Consider the following 19901-nt stretch of genomic DNA (forward strand, 5'->3'; position numbering starts at 1 on the left):
GGAAAATATGCAAACAGAAATCAATATTCCTTGGGCGCATTCGCCGGCTCCGAAAGAGCCGGGCATCCACGTTATCGCCGATCAGAATTTAGAAGAACTCGTTCCGTTCATCGATTGGTTTTATTTGTTTTACGCATGGCGCATTCCGGGAAAATTTCCTGAAATTTTAGAAGGCGATTCGCCGAAAGCAGAAACTGCGCGCAAACTTTATGCGGATGCGCAAAAACTTTTAGCCGAAGCAATTGAAAAAAAGTGGATTCAAGCTCGCGGAATTTTTGGCGTTTTCCCGGTGACGCGTTCGGGCGAAGGCTTAGATTTGCATTCGGAATTTGGAACGACGCGCTTTGAATTTTTGCGGGAACAAGAAGTGCGTGACGGCATTTGCAAGCATCGTTCTCTCATCGATTTTATCACGCCGAAAGAAACGGATTATCTCGGACTTTTTGCGGTGTCTGCGGGATTTAACATCGCAGAACAATCCGCGCAATTTAAAAAAGCGGGCGATGATTATTCGTCCATTCTTTTGCAATCATTAGGCGGACGCTTGACCGAAGCATTCTCCGAAAAATTGCATCAAGATGTGATGAAAAAATATTGGGGCTATCTTCCCGAAGGCGCAAAACCATTTGGCATTCGCCCGGCTCCGGGTTACCCGACTTGTCCGGATCATACCGAAAAACTCGCCATTTGGAAAGCGATGCATGTCGAAGAACAAACGGGCATTAAACTTTCGGAATCGTATATGATGATTCCTGAATATTCTACATGCGGCTATTATTTTGCGCATCCGAAGAGCCTTTATTTTTCCGTTGGAAAAATCGCAGACGACCAAATTCAAGATTACGCTAAGCGAAAAAATTGGTCGGAAGAAATGGCAAAAAAATGGCTGAGAAGGGAATAATCGCAGCGTTGCTGCATTGAAAAACTATATTTTGAAAAATGATAACGATTTGCTCTTATACATTGATTCTTCTTTCGGTGATTTATTGCGTTTATAATCTTTCGCACTTTATCGATAATTTTGGAGAACTGCAAAAGAAAGTGGGCGAATATCGGGACATCGTTGCGGAATTAGATGACGATCGTTCGGGAACTCTTCGCAAACTCGTCATCCAAGATTTTCTTTTGATTGCGGCTTATACAGCGTTAGCGTATTTTGCGGGATTGCAAATTTGGGTTCTCGCTTTAATCGCGATTAAATTTCTTTATTCGAGCAAACTTTCCAATCGATTTATGGATATCGTCTTTAAATTGGAATCCGATGTCACGCCGAAATTTTATCGGGCACAAAAAATTGATGCGCTTTTGAATGTGCTTCTTTGCTTGTTTATTTTGCTCATTCTCGTTGTATGAAAAAAATTTTCGTCCTGCTTTTGTTTTTCACAGCGACATCGTTTGCGCAAAAATTGCCATTTGTCATCGGGGCCGTCGCGGAAACGGGTTACGGCATTTTAAACGACGGCAGTGAAGGCGCAGGCCTCAATCGGATGACTCCTTTTCTTGGCGCTTGGGTGCAAGGCATTGGATTTTTCCGTGTGGGTTATGGATTTTACAATTATTCGCGAACAGAAAAAAGCAGCGGGGAACATCTTTATGTGCGCTCGCGCGCATTGAATGCAACGTTAGGAATTACGCCACTCGGTCCTGGAAGGCCTTATTTGACGGGCTCATTTACCCATGTGCGAAAACTCGCCAATGTTGGCGACGTCACGTGGAATGAATGGGGAATTGGCGGCGGCGCGACTTTTCAAATTCTCCCGACGGCAGCAATCGTTACCGAATTAGAACAGCGATGGATTCTTTCGCATTATGATCCCGTCGCCGATTTGCGCGTGCACGGAACGCGGCTTCAATTCAATGTTGGATTTGTAGTTTATGTCTATTAAAACTGTGGCAATTTTTGGCGGCGCATTTGACCCGGTGCATCAAGACCATGTGCGACTTGCCAGACTTTGTTTGGATTTGCATCTTTGCGAAGAAATTTGGTTTGTGCCGAGTCCCGATCGTTGGGATAAGAAATTATTTGCGTCCGCAGAAGATCGTCTCGCCATGTTGGATTTAGTCGTCGGCGATGATCCGCGCATCCGCATCTCGGAAATGGAATTGAATTTAGGCGATTACCGCGGTTCGTATGTTTCGATGTGCACATTCCGCGAACAATTTCCCGAAGTCAATTTTCGCTTACTTGTCGGCGCGGATAGTTATCAAGGAATTCCGCATTGGCGCGATCCGCTGCATTTTTTTGGCACCGAATTTAACGGTCCGCAACTGCTCAAAGAATTTGAACTGATCGTTTTTGAACGCCGCGGTTCTCCGAAGCCCGATATGCAAGAACATAGAGCAAAAGGTTACGCACAAATGTTTTGGGTCGGAAGCGAACATGGCTTTGACGGAAAATTTGCGAGCAGCGAAATTCGGAAAGAACTTTTCTTCGGCAGAGGAAAAAAGCCCGAAGGCTTAGACGAAAAAGTTTTCCGTTACATTCAAGAACACGAAATTTATCGCTTGTAAATTTTATGCACGAAGTTCCCCAAACGATGTTCTTTGAAAGCGTTGTTCGCAATGAACAGCGCGGCATGACTCTCGAAGATGAATTGGCGCTGCGTTTTACATATCATTCCAAAGAAGAATGGCGAAGAAAAATTCAAAGCGGACTGGTTACATTAAACGGCGTTTTGGCGACTCCCGAAATGATTGTGCAACCGAAGGATAAAGTCGTCTACCGCGTGGACAATTATACAGAACCCAAAGTCCCGACGCATTTCGAAATTCTTTACCGCGACGACGATTTTCTCATCGTTTCAAAACCCGCAGGAATTCCGATCCATCATACGGGGCGCATTTTTTATAATACATTCACCGGCGTCGTGCGCCGCACACTCAAAAACGAAGAACTTTCGCCGATGCATCGCTTAGACCGCGACACCGGCGGCATTATGATTTTTGCGGAAAACAGCGACACATTAAAACGATTTGAAAAATCTCTCGAATATATTTTGCTCCGTAAAATTTATTTGGCGGTTGTCCGCGGAAAATTTCCCGATGGCGAAATCGTCTGCGAAGAGCCACTTGCCGAAGATCCCACAAGCGATATTCGCATCAAAATGTTTCCGAGAAAAAACGGAAAACCGTGCAAAACCGTTTTTCGAAAAGTCGCCGAATCGACGGAAAAAATCGGTGAAGTCGAAGCGCCATTTTCCCTTGTCGAAGCAGAACTTTTTACGGGACGCAAACATCAAATCCGCGCGCATTTATCGCATTTAGGATTTCCAATCGTCGGCGATAAATTATACGATTTCGACGGCAAGTATTATAAGAAGCTCGTGCAAGGTCCATTAAGCGAAGAAGATTTTCGCATTTTGGGCGCGCACACGCAAATGCTTTTTGCTTATAAAGCGTTGATTCGGATTCCGGGAAAAGAACCGGAATGGTTTACGTCGGAACAGTTTACAGGTGAGATGGCGCAAGTGGTGAAGGCGCTTTTGCCCGCTTCACGCGACGCTTGAGTTCTTGATTCAGTGGAAAATAAATCAGCGAAAATAAAATGTAGCCGAAGAAAAGAACGCACCAATGATTGATTTCAAATCGCGTTTCGATAAAATGCATTTCGATAAACATTAACGGTGCTGCGATTAAAAAAAGCGGAAGTTGTCTGCATTGATCGCCGAGAGAAAATCGGCATTCATAGCTCACGATAGAATTGATCATCGGAAAACTTGTGCAAAAACCGCCCATCAAATTTTTGACGAGCATAAGGCAGCTTACGACAGCCGCAATCGCGGGCGCTTTAATGTAAACGGGAAGCGGTGTTTTGTAGCGGACGCCTGGCGCATAAGTTTGCTTTTGAAAAATAATCACGCCGAGAATGATATCGAAAAGACAAAATCCGACAAAGAAAATTTCGCTTTCGGGAATTCGCGGAAGCAACAATGCCCCGAGCAAAACAAAGAAAACGAGCCCGAGAATAATGCTTACGACGATGGGAATTCGCATTTTATCGTGCATCACGCGGACGATGTGCACATACAAAAGACACATCAAAGCAGAAATCGCATTTGCCGTTCCAATCGGAAGGCCGACAGCGATGTAAGCGAGTCCGCAAGGAATTGGAATCGTCGCTAAAACCGCTTTAATTTGAGGATCTTTTAAATATGCGCTCGCTGTTCCGAGGAATGTGACGACAATAATGAGTAGCCAATCGTAAAAGGAAAAATCAAAATTCAACGCGGAAAACATGCAGTAAAATTAGAAATTAGAAGGGCGAAGTTAGGGGGTGAAAAGCGAGACAGCTTTATCGCCTGCGATAAAATTTTCTTATATTTGAAATCAAGTAGTTGCGTTTGTCTTGGATCTGCAGACCAGAATCGCCAAATTCCACTGGGTGCAGGCAGAGAAAAGGCTAAAGTAATTCATTCACATAAAACCAAAAAGGAAATGGACAGCATATGGCTACCATTACAAAAGAAAAGATTAAAGAACTCACCTCTAAGTTTGGTGCAAACGAAAACGATACCGGTAACGTCCGCGTTCAGATTGCGATTCTCACCGAAAGAATCAAGAATCTCACGGAACATGCAAAGGCTAACAAGAACGACCACCACTCTCTCCGCGGTCTTTCGATGATGGTTGCTCAACGTCGCAACCTCCTGAACTACTTCAGCAACAAAGACATCAACGCAGCACGTCAGCTTATCAAGGACTTGGGCCTTCGCGGCTAAGTTAGGGTTTGCTTATGGAATACAAAATGCTCGCAGCTAAGGAAGCTACTGCAAAACTTCCCGACGGAACCGAAGTGGTTCTCGAAACGGGTCGTCTTGCAAAGCAGGCTTCTGGTTCTGCAGTCGTCAAAGTTGGCGACGCATTTGTCCTAGCAACCGTTTGCTTTGGACCGGAAAAAGAAGGTGACTTCTTCCCGTTGACCGTTGAATATCGCGAAAAGGCTTATGCTGCTGGTCGCCTTCCGGGTGGCTATAGCAAGCGCGAAGCGGGTCGTCCGAGCGATGAAGAAATTCTTTCAGCTCGTATCATCGACCGTCCGATTCGTCCGATGTTCCCCGATAACTTCACCCGCGAAGTGCAGGTGATTGTAAACGTTCTCTCCGCAGACAAGAAATTTGCTCCGGACGTCTTTGGCGTTTCTGCAGCATCTCTTGCGATTGGTCTTTCCGAACTTCCGTTCGAAGAACAAGTGGCGGCGGTTCGCGTTGCGGTAATCGGTGACGAATACATCGTCAATCCTTCTTACGAACAAGTTTCTGTGGCCGATCTGGACCTCGTGGTCGCCGGTACAGAAAACTCGGTTTGCATGGTGGAAGGCGGCGCTTACGAAGTTTCCGAAGACACGATGATTAAGGCCATCACGACCGGTCACGATGCGATTAAGGAACTTTGCAAGGCTCAAGCAGAACTCGTTGCAAAATTTGCAAAGCCGAAGATGGTCCTCACCCCGAAGAATAAGGGTGAAGCTCATGACAAACTGGAAGTCGCAGTCAAGGAAGTTATTTTCGACGAATTGAACGCAGCTCTTCACGCCAATATGGTGAAGACTCAGCTCTATCCGAAGATGGCAGAATTGGAAGCGAAGGTTGTCGCGGATCCGAAAATTCTCGCTATCATCGGCGAAGGCGAAGCACAAGATGCAGCACTTCTCGCAGATGCGAAGGCAATTTTTGCAGAACTCGAACGCACCACGATGCGTACGATGATTTTGAACGAAGGTCGCCGTATCGACGGTCGTGCAACGACTGAAGTGCGTCCGATTGAAATTCAGTTGGGAGTTCTTCCGAGCGCTCATGGTTCGGCAGTTTTCCAACGCGGCGAAACTCAAGCTCTCGTCACCTGCACTCTCGGCACAAAGGCCGACGAACAGCGTTACGAAACCCTTCAAGGCGAAGGCTCGAAGAGCTACATGCTGCATTACAACTTCCCGCCGTTCTGCGTCGGTGAATGCAAAAAACTCGGCATGTCTCGTCGTGAAATCGGTCACGGCCATTTGGCGGAACGTTCGCTCAAGGCAGTTCTCCCGGTAACGGAAGACTTCCCGTATACGATTCGCATCGTTTCCGAAATTCTCGAATCGAACGGTTCTTCTTCGATGGCTTCTGTCTGCGGTGGAACTCTCTCGCTCATGGATGCTGGCGTTCCTATCAAGGCGCCGGTAGCTGGTGTGGCGATGGGCCTCATCTCGGAAACGGGTCATGCGGATGATGAAAAGATCAAAATTTTGACCGACATCACCGGAACCGAAGACCATCTCGGCGATATGGACTTTAAAGTCACTGGTACCGAATTTGGTATTACCGCATTCCAGATGGATATCAAGATCAAGGGCATCACTCCGGAACTCATGAGAAAGGCTCTGGAACAAGCTCGTGCTGGTCGTATGCACATTCTCGGCAAGATCAAGGAAGCCATTCCGGCTCCGCGCGATCATTTGTCCGCGAAGGCTCCGACCATGATCAAGATGCATATCCCGACAAGCAAGATCCGCGATGTGATTGGCTCGGGTGGCTCGGTGATCAAGGGAATGCAAGCTCAGACCGGTTGCCAAATCAACATTGACGAATCCGGTATGATTGACATTGCTGCGCCGAACGCTAAGGCAGGTGCAGTTTGCCGTCGTATGATCGAAGAACTCATTGCAGAACCGGAACCGGGTCGCATTTACAAGGGCAAGGTGAAGACGATTCAGCCGTTTGGCGCATTCGTTGAAATCCTCCCGGGTCGCGACGGTCTCGTTCACATTTCGGAACTCGCAGACTACCGTGTAGAAAAGGTAGAAGACATTGTTCACGTCGGCGACGAAGTGAAGGTGCTCTGCCTCGGTGTCGATCCGAAGGGCAAAGTGAAGCTTTCGATCAAAGCTCTTCAGCAAAAGGAAAAGCCCGCAGAACCGCAAGGGGATGCGCCCGCTGCTCCGGCTCCTGAACAGCCGCAAGCTTAACGCAAAAAATCCCGAGCTTTGCTCGGGATTTTTTTGTATTTCTTCTGCTCCGCCGGCTTGCCGGCGGAGCACTATTTTATAAAAGACTAATCAGCCAGAAGCAAATCGCAGCAAATGTCCAAAGAATGGCAAAAAGTTTGCGATGCTTTTTTTCAACAGCGCAAATCGCAATAATCGCGGTAAATGTCAAATAGACGCTAAAGAAATAAATCAGAATTGTGATGATTTCGTGGGGAATGATTGCGGGCAAAATTCCGCTTCGCATCCAAGCAATCGTCAGCGCAAAAATTTGTAGAAAAGTCGGGAGCACTAACGCTTTTCGAATTTCAACGGGCGAAGTTTTCCATGTGGCGAAAATTTCAATCGCTAAAATGACGGTCGCTGCGATGGCTAAAAATTGAAGTAAAATCATAGGATTTTGAATGAAAAAGGGAAATGAAAATTCCGTTTGTGAAAAGAAAATAAAAATTTTTGAGAGTGCGCAGGCATTCTTTTCGAAAATGCAAAAAAATCAACGGGAATTTTCTAGAAGAATTGTAAAATTTCGTATATTTTACCCACATTTTTTGAGGTTCGCTCTATGAAATTTTGGCTTTCGTGCCTTTTATCCGCCAGTGTGGCTGTTTTATCCGGCTGTTTTGCATCGCCGGGAATGGTGCTCAACGAATCGGCAGACGAAGATGGTGCAGTCGATACTCTTGCGGATTTTCAAGGGGCGAAGGTGCATTTGCAAAGCATTAACGCAAACACTCTTTCGGCTTTAACCGAACCAGCTCCTGCAGCAGAAGCTCTTCCGAGTCTTCCAGAAGAATTGCTCGCTTACAAGCCTGAAGCCTATAAACTCGGACCTTTTGATATTGTTCAAGTCGTGATTTGGGAACATCCCGAACTCACAAGTCCGCTCGGCTCTTACCGCAGCGATAACGCAACCGGTCAGCTTGTGAGCGAATCGGGAGTGATGTTCTATCCTTACGTCGGAGAAATTAACGTCGTCGGTTTAACCGTTGCCGAACTCCGCGAAAAAATTGTCCAAGATCTTTCGAAGGTTTTGAATAATCCGCAAATCGATGTGCGTCTTTTGCAAAGTCAAAGCCACAAAGTTTATGTGCAAGGCTCGGTGAAAAATCCAGGAGTCGTTTCGTTGAACGATGTTCCGGTGACATTTTTAGAAGCCGTGAATCGTTGCGGCGGTGCAACGGGGGCAGCGAATCTTTCGACGGTGGAATTTACTCGCGAAGGTAAAACCTATTTTGTGAATTTGCTTTCTCCTTATGCTGCGGGCAAAGGTCCGAACGATTTAATTCTCAAAGACAACGATGTGATTCGCATTCCGGATTCCGAAGAATCCAAAGTGTACATGATGGGCGAAGTTGGCAAACAGCAAGCGCTTACCTTTAAGAATGGAAAACTTTCACTTGCCCAAGCCATTGCCGAAGCGGGAGGCCTTCAATCCGAATCGGCAAAAGCCGAAAACATTTATGTCATTCGGGCGCAAGCGATGGATCAAATCAGCGTTTATCATTTGAATGCGCGCAATCCGATGGCGCTCGTCTTCGGCGATCAATTTGCGCTGAAACCGGGTGATTTAGTTTACGTCGATGCGACAAGTCTTGCTCGTTGGAACCGCGTGATGAAGATGCTTCTCCCGACGGCTCAGCTGATTTACTACGGAACACAAGCTGTCCATACAACGCATACGGCGAAGGAAGATATTACAAACTGGTAATTTTTTTCGAGAGGAATGAAACAAATTTTTTTTCAATTCCTCTTGATTTTTCTTCTTCTATGTATATATTTTCGCTATGAGTGCTAAAAACGCCAATCAAGAGACGCCTTTTTGGAGTCGCAAGAACCAAAAAGCGTATCGCTTAAACCGCGTTCTTATTTACGCGACAATGATTCTTTCGCTTTTGGCGGCTGGGATTATTTGGTTTGGCGTGAATAGCGCTTTGGGAAAATAAAAAGTGAGGTCTATTCTTATGAACTTTAAGAATATGGAAGTGAATAACCGCGTGCCTATGTATTGCGGTCGTCGTCCAAAGAACGAAAGCATTGAACCTTCTGATCCGATTCCGAACGAAGAAGAACAGGAAGAACAAGAAGAGGAAGAAGAAGAAAACCTCGATGAAGAGGTGAACTTCGACAAGCCCACGTTCAAGCGCGATCAGATCTGGAACGATTACGCGGAAGATCTGGATTACGACCAGTGATCCTTTCCCTGAAAAGGGGAGCTTTTCTTTTATTCGCTTCCGTTTTGGCGTGTATCTTCGTTTCTTGCGCAGCGGGGAACGTTTACACTCCTGAAGCGGAAGAATCTTTCGTTTCTCGGGCGATGAGCGATTGGGTCGCTCCTGAAGAAGAAATGCGGGAATCGTGGCAGCAGTATCAGTTTGCGTTGCAAGCGATGGAAGAGGGCGATTGGTTGGTCGCTCGTCATCATTTGGATATTGCTCTCAAAAAACTTGTTGCAGAACGTTATGATTCTGCGTATTATAATTTGCCAACTCCAGAACGCGATTCGCTTTATCGCGTTGAAATGGCGCATAAAATTATTCTCGCTTTAGATGAAATTTATCCGGAAATTCTTGAAATGGGAGAAGAAGCTTCGGAATATGTGCGCTATGAATTCGAAGAAGAAGGTTTGGATAATTTAGATGAACCGCCTCTCGACAGTGCGGCACTTTTAGAAATTGAAAGTTTTCTGGATACGTTAAATCGGGCGCAGTTTACGCTGCCGGTGGAATTTAATGAACGCGTGATGCAAGAAATTCAATATCTTTCGACGCGGGCGCATGACTTTACCGAGGCTTCGCTTTCGCGGAAAACCGCCTTCGATGAAATGATTTTTGCGAAAATGGATTCTCTCGAAATGCCGCGGGATTTAATCTTCTTAGCGCTCGTGGAATCGGGCTATAAAATTAAAGCGTATAGCCGCGCCAAGGCGGCGGGACTTTGGCAATTTATTCCGTCGACGGGAAAGCGCTACGGACTTTACCAAGATTTTTGGATTGATATGCGGCGAAATCCGGAACTTTCGACGGTCGCTGCGATGAAATATCTGCGCCGTTTGCACGATGAATTCGGCGATTGGCTGATGGCGATGGCGGCTTATAACTGCGGCGAAGGCTGCGTGCGCAAACGCATCCGCGAAGCCAAAGAAGATACGCTGCGGGACACGACGCAGGCGATTACTTATTGGGATTTGAATTTGCCGAAAGAAACGATGCATTATGTGCCGCGGATTTTGGCTGCGATGACGATTGGACATTATCCAGAACATTATGGAATGCAAGTGGAAAAGCGGGAACGAGCGCCATTTGATACGGTGACCGTTGTCGAATTTATGCCGCTCGATCAAGTGGCGAAAGCCGCGAATGTCGATTTGAAGACGATTCAAGAATTGAATTTGGAATTGAACCGTTGGTGCACTCCGCCGAAAGAAACGGGTTATGTGCTGCGAATTCCTGAAGGCTCGCGCGATTCATTCCTTGTCGCTTATAATAAAATGGACAAAAAATCCTTCTCGCGGTGGCAATATCACAAAGTCGCGGGCGGCGAAAATTTAGGGAAAATCAGCCGACAATACGGCGTTTCGGTGCGGGATATTCAGCAGGCGAATCATTTGAAAAATACGCGAATTCGCCGCGGACAAGTTTTGATGATTCCGCTGCCGGCAAGCGCTTATTCCGATTCGAAATCAAAAAACAGCGGAAAAGAAAAAGCGTCGAAAAATTCTTCGGGCAGAACTTATAAAGTGCGTTCGGGCGATAATCTCGGAAGCATCGGACGCAAATTTGGCGTTTCGGTTTCGCAGTTGCAAGAATGGAACGGACTTTCGGACGCGTCCATTTATGCGGGGCAAATTCTCGTCGTTTCGAAACCGGCGAAGGCGTCAAAGGCTAAAACGGAAAAATCCGAAAAGCCCGCAGAAAAAAGCGAAAAGAAAAAAGAAAATCCGCCAAAGACAGAAAACGGCGAATTTATTTCGCACAAAGTAGAATCGGGCGAATCGCTTTGGGATATTTCGCGGAAATATGGCGTGACAATTGAACAAATTGTCGAATGGAACAAGAAAAAATCGACAAAAGTGAAAGCTGGCGAGGTTTTGAAAATTCGCCAGTAGCAGAAATTTTTAACTTTGGGCAATGAAGTTTAAAATTTCACTTCTTTTTTTGCTCGCTTTGCAAGTTGCGTGGGCAGAAACTTCTACGGATTCCATTCCGAAGAATCTTCCGTCCGATGAAACGCAAAAAATTGAGGTCCAAAAATCGGAACCGAAAAAAGCGGGAATTCTCAGCAGTTTAAATCCCGTTGAAGAAGATGAAGCGATTCATCGCGGCAATGTTTTTGCGGGCGCGACTCTTTTCCTATTGCAAGGAAGTTCGGATGACGAAACTTTAAATGTGATTTTCGGCGACATTTATGAAGCGGACGGCTACACTTTTACCGTCGAAGGTTTCGGCGGTTATTTTATTCGCGATGCGATGGCGCTTGGCATGCGGGCTGGTTTTAGTCGGACGCATTTAGATATTGATTTTTCTTTGTTGGATGATATCGCTAACGTTTCGCAGCACCGCAAATACGAAAGCAACGGATTCTTTTTGCAGCCACTTTTGAAAAATTATCTGAAAGTTTTTGATTCTAAAAATGTTTACTTCTTTAATGAAACTTCATTGACGGTGGAATATTCTTACGGCATTTCGCAAACGGATGACCGCGAAGATATTTCTAAAACGCGCACGAATAGTTGGACATTTAAATTCGGAATTAATCCGGGCTTAAGCATTATGGTTCTCGATCGCTTTGCGTTTGAATCTTCGGTCGGACTTTTAGGGCTGAGTTCTACGTGGATGGATGTTGAAGAAAACGGTAAATCCCGCAGCGAAGTCGTTTACAATATCGTGAATTTTAAAATCAATTTACTGGCGTTAGATTTTTCGCTAGTTTATTTCTTCTAGGGAAAAGCTCATGAAAAACAGCAAAAAATTTTCTTTGTTTTTAGCGTTCTTCTTCGCGTTCTTTACCGCCTGTGAAGAAAGCGATGTCACTAGTGCAAATGTTCCCGAGACAATTTTTGCGTCGATTGCATTTGAAAATGGAACGGTGAAAGCGGTGAATCCGCAGACGAAAACGATTGCCATTTCCTTGAATGAAAATGTCGATTCGCTTCAATTAAAATCGATTACATCGAATGCGACTGCTGAATTTTATTTGACGACCGATGCGGATTTAATCGATCCGGGAATTGGCCAAGAAATGCAGCCGGGAATTCAAATCGCTGTGAGCGATACCAATTCTTTTTCGTTCGTTGTCTTGGATGAAAAGAAGCGCATTGTCGAAGTTTGGCTTGTAAAATGGGAAACGGAAAAATCTTCGTCATCCGAAAGTTCTTCGAGTGCAGAAAAAGAAAAATCTTCCTCTTCTGAAAAAATTTCTTCGGCAAAAGAATCTTCGTCTTCGATGAGCTCGAGTTCTTCGAAAATCAAAAATTCTTCAGCGGAAATCATTTCGAGTTCGTCTGTAGAAATTTCTTCTTCGAGTGAAAAATCTTCGTCTAGTTTTTCATCGAGTGAAGTTTCGTCTTCTTCGGAAACAGAAATTTCTTCTAGTGAAATTTTCAGTTCATCGTCAATTTTGAAAACAGAAATTCCGCAAATTCCGGGCTCGGATTTTTCTTCGCGGAATGATTTCTTTGCGACGACAAGCGATGCGATGGCGACGGAAGGAAGTGCAACCGTTGTCGCTAAATACACATTTAAGTCCGAAGCGAATTTGATTGAAAACGGTTCATCGATTACACTTTCAACAGAAGAAGTATCTTGCGCTTGGGGCGGAATTCCGGGCGGATGGAAAATGGCGACGGGAATTTATTTCACCGGTGAATATTCGGGAACGGATGCGCGCGATATTTACGACGAAGGTTATGAAAGTGGAACGCCGAGCACAGCGCCTTCGGATTTGACAAAGAAAATGAAATTTGGAAAACCTTATACAGCGCGCCCAACTGCGTTTGAACTCACTTATTCTTACGAACACGTGGCGAATAAATCCAAAGAATTTCCGCAGAAAAGTCTTGCTTACGTCATCCTCGTGAGTGCGGACAATCACGCCGTGGCACTAGGAATGCTTTCGGATTCGGCAACGGTTGAACAGACAATGAAAATTGTTCGGTTAAATTACGGCGCAGATCCCGACGGAATTCTTTCGGCGGGTTATGCGGGTACATCGGATTTAACTCTCGGCACAGGCGATGAAGAAGTTGCGAGCATTCGCGTTCTCTTTGCTTCGTCTGCGTACGCGCATATCGTCGCTGGCGGTGTAGCGGGGAAAAGTAGCGATTTCCGCGGCGGCGAAAAATCTTCGCTCACTTTAGAAAACTTCCGGCTTCTCGGTAAGGAAGTTGCAGAATGAAATATCTCCTCGGCATTTTAGCGTTTTGCATTTTCGCATGCACCGCTGATTATGATACCTTTGGCACATCGGATTATCGTGTGCTGAACGATTTGAGTTTTCGAGAACAAGTGAGCGCTCCTGCAGTTTATTCGAGCGAACATCGCTTGGAATTTGATTTGCAAGAAATTCCCGATTCCTTGGAAACGTGGGATTCGCTTACGATTGATGATATCGATGTCAGCCATTTTGCGACGATGCATTTAGTTGAAAGTCGCTTTTCCGAATTTCCGCAAGATTCTCTTGAACTCGATTCATTAGCCGATAGCGTCGCTTATGCAGAAAAGCCTTTGCGCGAAGGCGAAAAAATTCGCTTGCCCGCGGGTCATGTGATTTATATGCTCGTCGTTTCGGAAAGCAAAAAGAAATCCATTTGGAAATTGGAATTTCGCGTTCCCGAAAAAGTGAGCAGTTCTTCGGACGAAGAAAGTTCAAGTTCCGAAAGCGTTTCAAGTAGCTCCGAAAAAAATAGCGGAGAAATTTCTTCGAGCTCTTTCGTGGGAAAAAGTTCTGCTTCCGAAAAAAGTTCTTCGTCAAAAATTTCTGAAAATTCATCTTCGTCCGAGGCGACGCCAAATTCTTCGAGCGCAGAAGTTCTTTCGAGTTCTTCGGCGGAACCGTTAGACGAAAGCGCTCCGCAAATTCTTTCTCTTTCGATTGCGGGGAAAAAAGCGGAAATCGATTTGGAGCGCTTCGCTATTCATGTAGACTCTTTAGAATTTCGCACGGATCTTTCGAAATTAAAACTTTCGGAGCTCACGCTTTCGGAAGGCGCAATGGCAAATGTGAAAGTGGGCGAGTCTTACGATTTTGGTTACGGTGTCGCAGTCACTGTAACGGGGAAAAATGGCAAGACGACAACTTATCAAGTGAAAGCGGGCTATCAAATTCCGGGAAGCAATTTTAACATTTGGAAAAATAGCGATGTCGTTCCCGATACGCTTTGGAATAATGCGAATACGATTTTAACGACGACAGAAAAATACACATCGGGTTCGATGATCGGCGCAAAAATTACAACGGGAAAAGTCGTCGGCAAAGTCGCGAGTGGAAGCTTATATACCGCGGACTTTAATCCGAAAGAGGTTGCCACCTTAGCGATGGCGGATGCTTCGAAATGGCCCGATGGCAATGAACTTCTCGATTTTGGAAAGCCATTTGGCGCGCGTCCCGAAATGATGGAAGTGAAATTTTCGTATACGGGAAAAGGCGATAGCTGCGAAATGTATATCCTTCTAGAAAATCGCACGGGAAATAAAAACATTAACCGCAAAGCGAGCGATGTGAATAAATTGATTGCTTCGGCGTGGTATCGTTCGACGACGGCAGATAATTCGGGTCGCGTCAATCCCGATGTCGTAAGCATTTCTCCCGCTGACAAAAATGGAATGCGGACTCTTCTTTTAAAACTGCATTACGGCGTTCCGCTTTCTGGCTCTGCGATAGAAAAGACCGCAATTTTCCGCACGACTCTGCAATCCAAAGAAAGTGTTGCGATAAACAACAGTCTCGTTCAAGGGACTGGCGAAGAGCCGGTGACGCATGTGCGTATCGTCTTTGCTTCGAGCGCAGACGGCAATCATTACAAAGGCGTGAAAGATGCAACTCTTATCATCGACTCGGTGCGTTTAATTTACTAAGGACAAAGATGTTACTCAACTGGGAAACTCTTCTTTCGGCGACGCGGTATGGTCATCCCGCTAGTTTAGATCCGAACCGTTCCAATTTTCATCGCGATTATGACCGCATCGTTTTTTCTACCGCTTTCCGCAGACTCGGTCGCAAAACACAAGTGCATCCGTTCTCGGTAAACGATCATGTGCACAGTCGTTTAACGCATTCGATTGAAGTTTCGAGTGTCGCGCGGAGTTTAGCGATTACCGTATTCAACGAAATCAAATCAGAATTTCCGCGGACATTTAACGCTTATCATTTGGGGACAATTGCCCAGTCGGCGGCGCTTGCGCACGATATTGGGAACCCGCCTTTTGGACACGCCGGCGAAGCCGCTATCCGCGATTGGTTTAAGAAAAACCGAGACTCGGCACCGCTCCGCGGATTTAGTGACCGCGAAATGAAAGACTTTGAAAATTTCGATGGCAACGCTCAAGGTGTCCGCATCCTTTCAAAATTGGAATATCATTTTTTAGACGGCGGCATGCGCCTTACTTATCCGACCGTTTCGTCGATGATGAAATATCCGCGTCTCGCTTATTACGGAACGCCGACGAGTTTATTCCAAACCGAAGCCGAAGATTACCGCGAAATGGCAACTATTCTCGGCATTCCCGAAATCGCCAACGGCAAATGGATGCGTCATCCGTTAAGCTATTTGGTTGAAGCCGCTGACGATATTTGCTATTCGATTTTAGATGTGGAAGATGCGATTGAACTCGGCATTTTACAATTTGCCGATGTGCGGAATATGTTCGAATATCTCTGCGGCCCCGATGTTGACATTGACCGCGAATACAATGAAAACGGACAAAATTTCCGCGACTTTCTTTCGAGCGTCCGCGGCGTCGCCGTGCAAAATTTAATCGATTCCGTCGCCCAAGTTTTTGTGGAACATTACACCGAAATTATGAACGGCGAATTGCAAGGATCGCTTTTGGATTTGGCGGATTCCGATGCGGTGAACGGCATTCGCATTGCGAAGCGTCTCGGTCGTGAACGCATTTATCCCGATCGTCGCAAAACCGAACTCGAAGTGGGAAGTTATACAACCCTCAGCACCGTTCTCGATGCCTTTGTGAGCGGCGTTTACGAATTCCGCAAATTCGGCGAATCTTCTTATCGCGCATCGCGAATTGTGCGACTCATCGGGCAAGCAAAAATCGGACAATCGGTAACGCAACTCGAAGCGTATCATCAAGTGCTCGATTTCGTGAGCGGCATGACCGATAATTATGCCTCGTATTTGGCGCATCAAATCAGCGGGCTTGTGCAATGATTCTAAACGATGCGTCGACCATTTGGCTTTTCGATTACGATTTGACCCTTTACTTTGAATCGGAACGCGCCGTTTTAAATTCCTTAGACCGTCGCATCTCTTTGTACGTGCAAAAAATTCTCGGTTGCGATTTTGAAAAGGCGCAGGAAATCCGTAAAGAATATCTCCGCGATTACGGGACGACATTAGCGGGATTACGCGCAAAATTCGGCGTTTCTCCTGATGATTTTTTTGACTTCATTCACGAACCGGAATTTTTGATTTATCCAGAGCCCGCGCCACAAAAGCGCGAATTTTTAATGCGGTTAAAAGGTCCGCGCTACATTTTCACCAACGGGCGCTCGGATTGGAGCCGTACCGGCTGCAAGCGCATGGGAATTTACGATTGTTTTCGTCGCATCGTCGGGCTCGAAGATTTAAATTGGGAAGGGAAACCGCAAATTTCTGCATACGAAAAAATGGAATCGGTTTTAATCGAAGATGGCGTTACAGAAAAAATTTTTCCCGAAAAAATTATCCTCTTAGACGATTCATTAAAAAATTTAAAACCCGCCGCTGAACGCGGTTGGCGAACAATTTGGGTAAATTCAAGCCTCGAACCCAAACCAAATTTTGTCCACGAAAAAGTGGAAAATTTGATTAAGTTAGGAATTAGGAATGAGGAATGTTAAGGCGGCTTCGCCGCAAGGTAAAACGCGAGTTCTAAAACGGTAAATTTTGGTGGTTTTCGCGCGAAGCGCCGCTATTTTCATTTCTCATTAAACTGAGTAGACTAATCACAATCCATCCGTCTTCATCGAAGTCGAAGAGGAATCCGGGTTGGACGAGAATTTTCTTTTCTTCTAATAAACGGAGAGTGAGTGCCTCGTCTTCTTCGCCGTCGAAATGAAGGGCTGCGTACCAGCCGCCTTGAACTTGCGGAAAAATCTCAGTGGACGGAAATTTCTTGCGGAGAATTTGCAAATTTTCTTGAACTCGTTCGGAAATTTTTTCTTCGTATTCTTTTGATGCGCGGAGCATTGGCTCAGCTAACGCAAAAGCGGGCGAGGCAACGCTTAAATAAGCGTCGGCGACAAATTCAATCGCCGCTTTTAATTTTTCGCCAAGTCGTCCCGGGCGGTAGGCAATCCAACCGAGTTTTAATTGCGGCGAACCGACGGATTTGGAAAATCCGCCGAGAAAGAAAACGGGAACATCTTTAGAATCCCAATTCCACGGGCGTTCTGTTCCATCGTAAATAAAATCGCCAAAAACTTCATCGACGATAATCGCCAAATTTTCGAGACTTGCAAAATCGATGACCGCATCCCATTCGGCGTGAGAAAGAACATGTCCAGTCGGATTATTGGGAGAAACTAAAAGCAGAATTTTCGTGTGCGCAGGAAACGTGCAAAGTGAATCCAAATCGAGCGCCCATTTCTCCTTTTCGCGTTTCAAAAAATACGGCGCCGTTTTTAAATATTCGAGTGCGGCGAGGGAATCCAAAAGCGGATAACCTGGAAGCGGTGTTAAAATGACATCGCCCGGATCGCAGAGAGTTTTGAATAAAATGGAATACGCTTCGCTTGTGCTCGAGGTGAGTTGAATCCATTCGGGATGAAAATAGCCACCGCGTTCTTGAAAGTAAGCGGCGACGGCTTTCCGCGATTCTTCCCAGCCGCTCGAATCCGGATTCCAAATGGAAAATTTTTGGGAAGCTTCGTCCAGCGCAGGTTTTAAATCAAAGGCTAAACCAACTTTTAACGGGCTCGAAAGAGTTAAGTCGGTAAACGTGCCAACTTTTTTCTTGAGCGCTGAAAGTTGCATAAAAAAAGGAGAATCGGAAAGATCCTCCGGAAGTCTTTGGGATAGACCGTTCAATGTCTTTGCCTCTTCCAAAGAAAAAGTAAAATCGTAGCGAGGAAAACACCCGCAGGAACTGCGACAATCAAAGCGATAATCAGCAGTTTTTGAAAGCGGGAAAGACCTTGCATTTTCTCACGAAAATTTTGCAGTCTTTCTTTTGCTTGGGCGAGTGTTTCCATCATCAAACGATTACTTCAAATGAGCGTGAATCCAATTCGAAAGATCTTCGATTTTCACGTGTTCTTGCTTCATCGAATCGCGTTCGCGGACGGTGACCATTCCCTTGAGTTCAGGATTGACATCGTCGCCTTCGCCGATGGTATCAAAGTCCACGGTAATGCAATACGGTGTGCCGAGTTCATCTTGACGGCGATAACGCTTTCCGATGGATTGCGTTTCATCGTATTCGACGTTGAAGTCTTGAATCAAATTCTTGTAGATTTTTTCGGCGACTTCTTTGACTTTGCCTTTCTTCACGAGCGGAAGAATTGCAGCCTTGACCGGAGCGACCTTCGGGCTAAAGTGCATCACCACGCGTTCTTCGCCGTTTTCGAGTTTTTCGACATCATAAGCGTCGCAGAGAAGAACGAGGAGAAGACGGTCTACGCCCAAAGACGGTTCAACGACATACGGAATGTATCGTTTATTTTTCACCGCATCAAAGTATTCCATTTTGACTTTGGATTCTTTTTGATGTTGCGTTAAATCGTAATCGGTGCGGCTTGCGATTCCCCAAAGTTCGCCCCAACCAAACGGGAAGTTGTATTCGATATCCGATGTTCCGTTCGAATAGTGCGAAAGTTCTTCTTTAGCGTGTTCGCGGAGGCGGAGCTTTTCTTTGTTCACGCCGAGGCTTTCGACGAATTCTACGCAAGTCTTTTTCCAATAATTGTACCAATCTACTTCGGTTCCCGGTTCGCAGAAGAATTCGAGTTCCATCTGTTCAAATTCGCGGGTGCGGAAAATGAAGTTACCCGGTGTAATTTCGTTGCGGAAAGATTTACCGATTTGTCCGACGCCAAACGGAATTTTTGGGCGGACATTGTCCATAATATTTTTGAAGTTGATGAAGATACCTTGAGCGGTTTCCGGACGGAGATAAACTTTGTTGCCGGTGCCTTCGAGAACGCCGAGCTGCGTTTGGAACATCAAGTTAAAGGCGCGCGGTTCGGTGAAATCTTTCTTGCCGCATTTCGGGCATTCGATTTCGTTATCGATCATCATCTGATGAATTTCGGGGAAGGTTTTTCCGGCGCAGCAGCTTTCACCGAGCTTTTCTTCCAAGAGTTGGTCTGCGCGGAAACGTTCGTGGCAAGCTTTGCAATCGACGAGAGGATCCGAAAAGTTCGAAACGTGACCCGAAGCCTGCCAAACGCGAGGATTCAAAAGGATAGAAGAATCGAGGCCGACGACATCCGGACGCGATGCGACGAAATTTTTCCACCAGAGATTTTTGATATTGCGCTTGAGTTCAACGCCATAAGGACCGTAGTCCCAAGTGTTCGCGAGACCGTCATAAATTTCGGAACCCGGGAAAATAAAACCACGTCTTTTGCAGAGAGAAATGACATCTTTGAGAGCATTCTGAACTGTTTTTGCCATAAAAAGTCCTTTTTTGAATTCTTTGACGGAAAATATAGCAAAACGTAAATTTTGAGGCGAGGAGATTTTCGTTTCAAGCGAAGAAAAGAGTCGGTAAATTCATTTCTG

20 protein-coding genes are annotated in these 19901 nt (G+C 45.7%); 16 read left to right on the forward strand and 4 right to left on the reverse strand.

Features of this window, described 5'->3' with window-relative positions; all coding sequences use genetic code 11:
• Positions 1 to 7: 7 nt before the first annotated feature.
• The 5 genes from B0H50_RS02605 to B0H50_RS02625 are packed head-to-tail and all read left to right on the forward strand — an operon-like array spanning position 8 to position 3506.
• On the forward strand, positions 8 to 901 hold the full coding sequence (locus tag B0H50_RS02605; RefSeq protein ID WP_158256445.1) for a vitamin B12 dependent-methionine synthase activation domain-containing protein: 894 nt from the start codon (positions 8 to 10) through the stop codon (positions 899 to 901).
• A gap of 38 nt (positions 902 to 939) precedes the next feature.
• Positions 940 to 1353 carry a hypothetical protein gene (locus B0H50_RS02610; protein ID WP_106198168.1) on the forward strand — a complete coding sequence of 138 codons (414 nt, stop codon included), beginning with the start codon at positions 940 to 942 and terminating at the stop codon, positions 1351 to 1353.
• Positions 1350 to 1886 (forward strand): hypothetical protein, encoded by a 537-nt coding sequence (locus tag B0H50_RS02615; RefSeq protein ID WP_109587202.1) that lies wholly within the window; start codon positions 1350 to 1352, stop codon positions 1884 to 1886. The genes B0H50_RS02610 and B0H50_RS02615 overlap by 4 nt, the downstream gene beginning before the upstream one ends.
• Positions 1876 to 2511, forward strand: a complete 636-nt coding sequence (locus tag B0H50_RS02620; protein WP_233244480.1) for a nicotinate-nicotinamide nucleotide adenylyltransferase — start codon at positions 1876 to 1878, stop codon at positions 2509 to 2511. Before B0H50_RS02615 ends, B0H50_RS02620 begins: the two co-directional genes overlap by 11 nt.
• A gap of 5 nt (positions 2512 to 2516) precedes the next feature.
• On the forward strand, positions 2517 to 3506 hold the full coding sequence (locus B0H50_RS02625) for a pseudouridine synthase (protein WP_106198170.1): 990 nt from the start codon (positions 2517 to 2519) through the stop codon (positions 3504 to 3506).
• On the opposite strand, the gene B0H50_RS02630 is transcribed toward B0H50_RS02625, so the two are convergent.
• Positions 3448 to 4236, reverse strand: coding sequence for a hypothetical protein (locus B0H50_RS02630; protein WP_106198171.1), 789 nt, complete (start codon positions 4234 to 4236; stop codon positions 3448 to 3450). The genes B0H50_RS02625 and B0H50_RS02630 overlap by 59 nt on opposite strands.
• A gap of 209 nt (positions 4237 to 4445) precedes the next feature.
• On the opposite strand from B0H50_RS02630, the gene rpsO reads away from it, so the two are divergent.
• Positions 4446 to 4718 carry a 30S ribosomal protein S15 gene (rpsO, locus tag B0H50_RS02635; RefSeq protein WP_106198172.1) on the forward strand — a complete coding sequence of 91 codons (273 nt, stop codon included), beginning with the start codon at positions 4446 to 4448 and terminating at the stop codon, positions 4716 to 4718.
• A gap of 26 nt (positions 4719 to 4744) precedes the next feature.
• Complete coding sequence (gene pnp / locus B0H50_RS02640) at positions 4745 to 6943, forward strand: polyribonucleotide nucleotidyltransferase (RefSeq protein ID WP_173315195.1); 2199 nt, start codon at positions 4745 to 4747, stop codon at positions 6941 to 6943.
• A 76-nt stretch (positions 6944 to 7019) separates the two neighbouring features.
• Here the strand turns inward: pnp and B0H50_RS02645 are convergent, their stop codons facing one another.
• Positions 7020 to 7355 (reverse strand): hypothetical protein, encoded by a 336-nt coding sequence (locus B0H50_RS02645; RefSeq protein WP_106198174.1) that lies wholly within the window; start codon positions 7353 to 7355, stop codon positions 7020 to 7022.
• A 168-nt stretch (positions 7356 to 7523) separates the two neighbouring features.
• On the opposite strand from B0H50_RS02645, the gene B0H50_RS02650 reads away from it, so the two are divergent.
• The 9 genes from B0H50_RS02650 (at position 7524) to B0H50_RS02685 (ending at position 17017) form a co-directional block, all read left to right on the forward strand.
• Positions 7524 to 8669 carry a polysaccharide biosynthesis/export family protein gene (locus B0H50_RS02650; protein WP_106198175.1) on the forward strand — a complete coding sequence of 382 codons (1146 nt, stop codon included), beginning with the start codon at positions 7524 to 7526 and terminating at the stop codon, positions 8667 to 8669.
• Between the two features lie 76 nt (positions 8670 to 8745).
• Complete coding sequence (locus B0H50_RS13255; protein ID WP_158256446.1) at positions 8746 to 8904, forward strand: hypothetical protein; 159 nt, start codon at positions 8746 to 8748, stop codon at positions 8902 to 8904.
• Positions 8905 to 8937: 33 nt separating this feature from the next.
• Positions 8938 to 9153 (forward strand): hypothetical protein, encoded by a 216-nt coding sequence (locus B0H50_RS02655; protein ID WP_106198176.1) that lies wholly within the window; start codon positions 8938 to 8940, stop codon positions 9151 to 9153.
• Between the two features lie 44 nt (positions 9154 to 9197).
• The gene (locus tag B0H50_RS02660; protein ID WP_106198177.1) at positions 9198 to 11066 is read left to right on the forward strand and encodes a lytic transglycosylase; all 1869 of its coding nucleotides are present in this window, start codon (positions 9198 to 9200) and stop codon (positions 11064 to 11066) included.
• Positions 11067 to 11088: 22 nt separating this feature from the next.
• On the forward strand, positions 11089 to 11901 hold the full coding sequence (locus B0H50_RS02665) for a hypothetical protein (protein WP_109587205.1): 813 nt from the start codon (positions 11089 to 11091) through the stop codon (positions 11899 to 11901).
• Between the two features lie 10 nt (positions 11902 to 11911).
• Positions 11912 to 13354, forward strand: coding sequence for a PCMD domain-containing protein (locus B0H50_RS02670; protein ID WP_106198179.1), 1443 nt, complete (start codon positions 11912 to 11914; stop codon positions 13352 to 13354).
• A complete protein-coding gene (locus tag B0H50_RS02675; RefSeq protein WP_109587206.1) occupies positions 13351 to 15033 on the forward strand; it encodes a PCMD domain-containing protein in 1683 nt (560 codons plus the stop codon). The genes B0H50_RS02670 and B0H50_RS02675 overlap by 4 nt, the downstream gene beginning before the upstream one ends.
• Positions 15034 to 15041: 8 nt before the next feature.
• Positions 15042 to 16346 (forward strand): deoxyguanosinetriphosphate triphosphohydrolase, encoded by a 1305-nt coding sequence (locus B0H50_RS02680; RefSeq protein ID WP_106198181.1) that lies wholly within the window; start codon positions 15042 to 15044, stop codon positions 16344 to 16346.
• Positions 16343 to 17017, forward strand: coding sequence for an HAD family hydrolase (locus B0H50_RS02685; protein WP_106198182.1), 675 nt, complete (start codon positions 16343 to 16345; stop codon positions 17015 to 17017). The genes B0H50_RS02680 and B0H50_RS02685 overlap by 4 nt, the downstream gene beginning before the upstream one ends.
• Before the next feature lie 31 nt (positions 17018 to 17048).
• Here the strand turns inward: B0H50_RS02685 and B0H50_RS02690 are convergent, their stop codons facing one another.
• Both B0H50_RS02690 and B0H50_RS02695 read right to left on the reverse strand, forming a co-directional pair.
• Positions 17049 to 18152: a pyridoxal phosphate-dependent aminotransferase gene (locus B0H50_RS02690; protein WP_109587233.1), complete on the reverse strand. Its 1104-nt coding sequence runs from the start codon at positions 18150 to 18152 to the stop codon at positions 17049 to 17051.
• Positions 18153 to 18380: 228 nt separating this feature from the next.
• Positions 18381 to 19793: a glycine--tRNA ligase gene (locus B0H50_RS02695; protein WP_106198184.1), complete on the reverse strand. Its 1413-nt coding sequence runs from the start codon at positions 19791 to 19793 to the stop codon at positions 18381 to 18383.
• Positions 19794 to 19901: the final 108 nt, after the last annotated feature.

The organism is Hallerella porci, from assembly GCF_003148885.1.
Lineage (GTDB): Bacteria > Fibrobacterota > Fibrobacteria > Fibrobacterales > Fibrobacteraceae > Hallerella > Hallerella porci.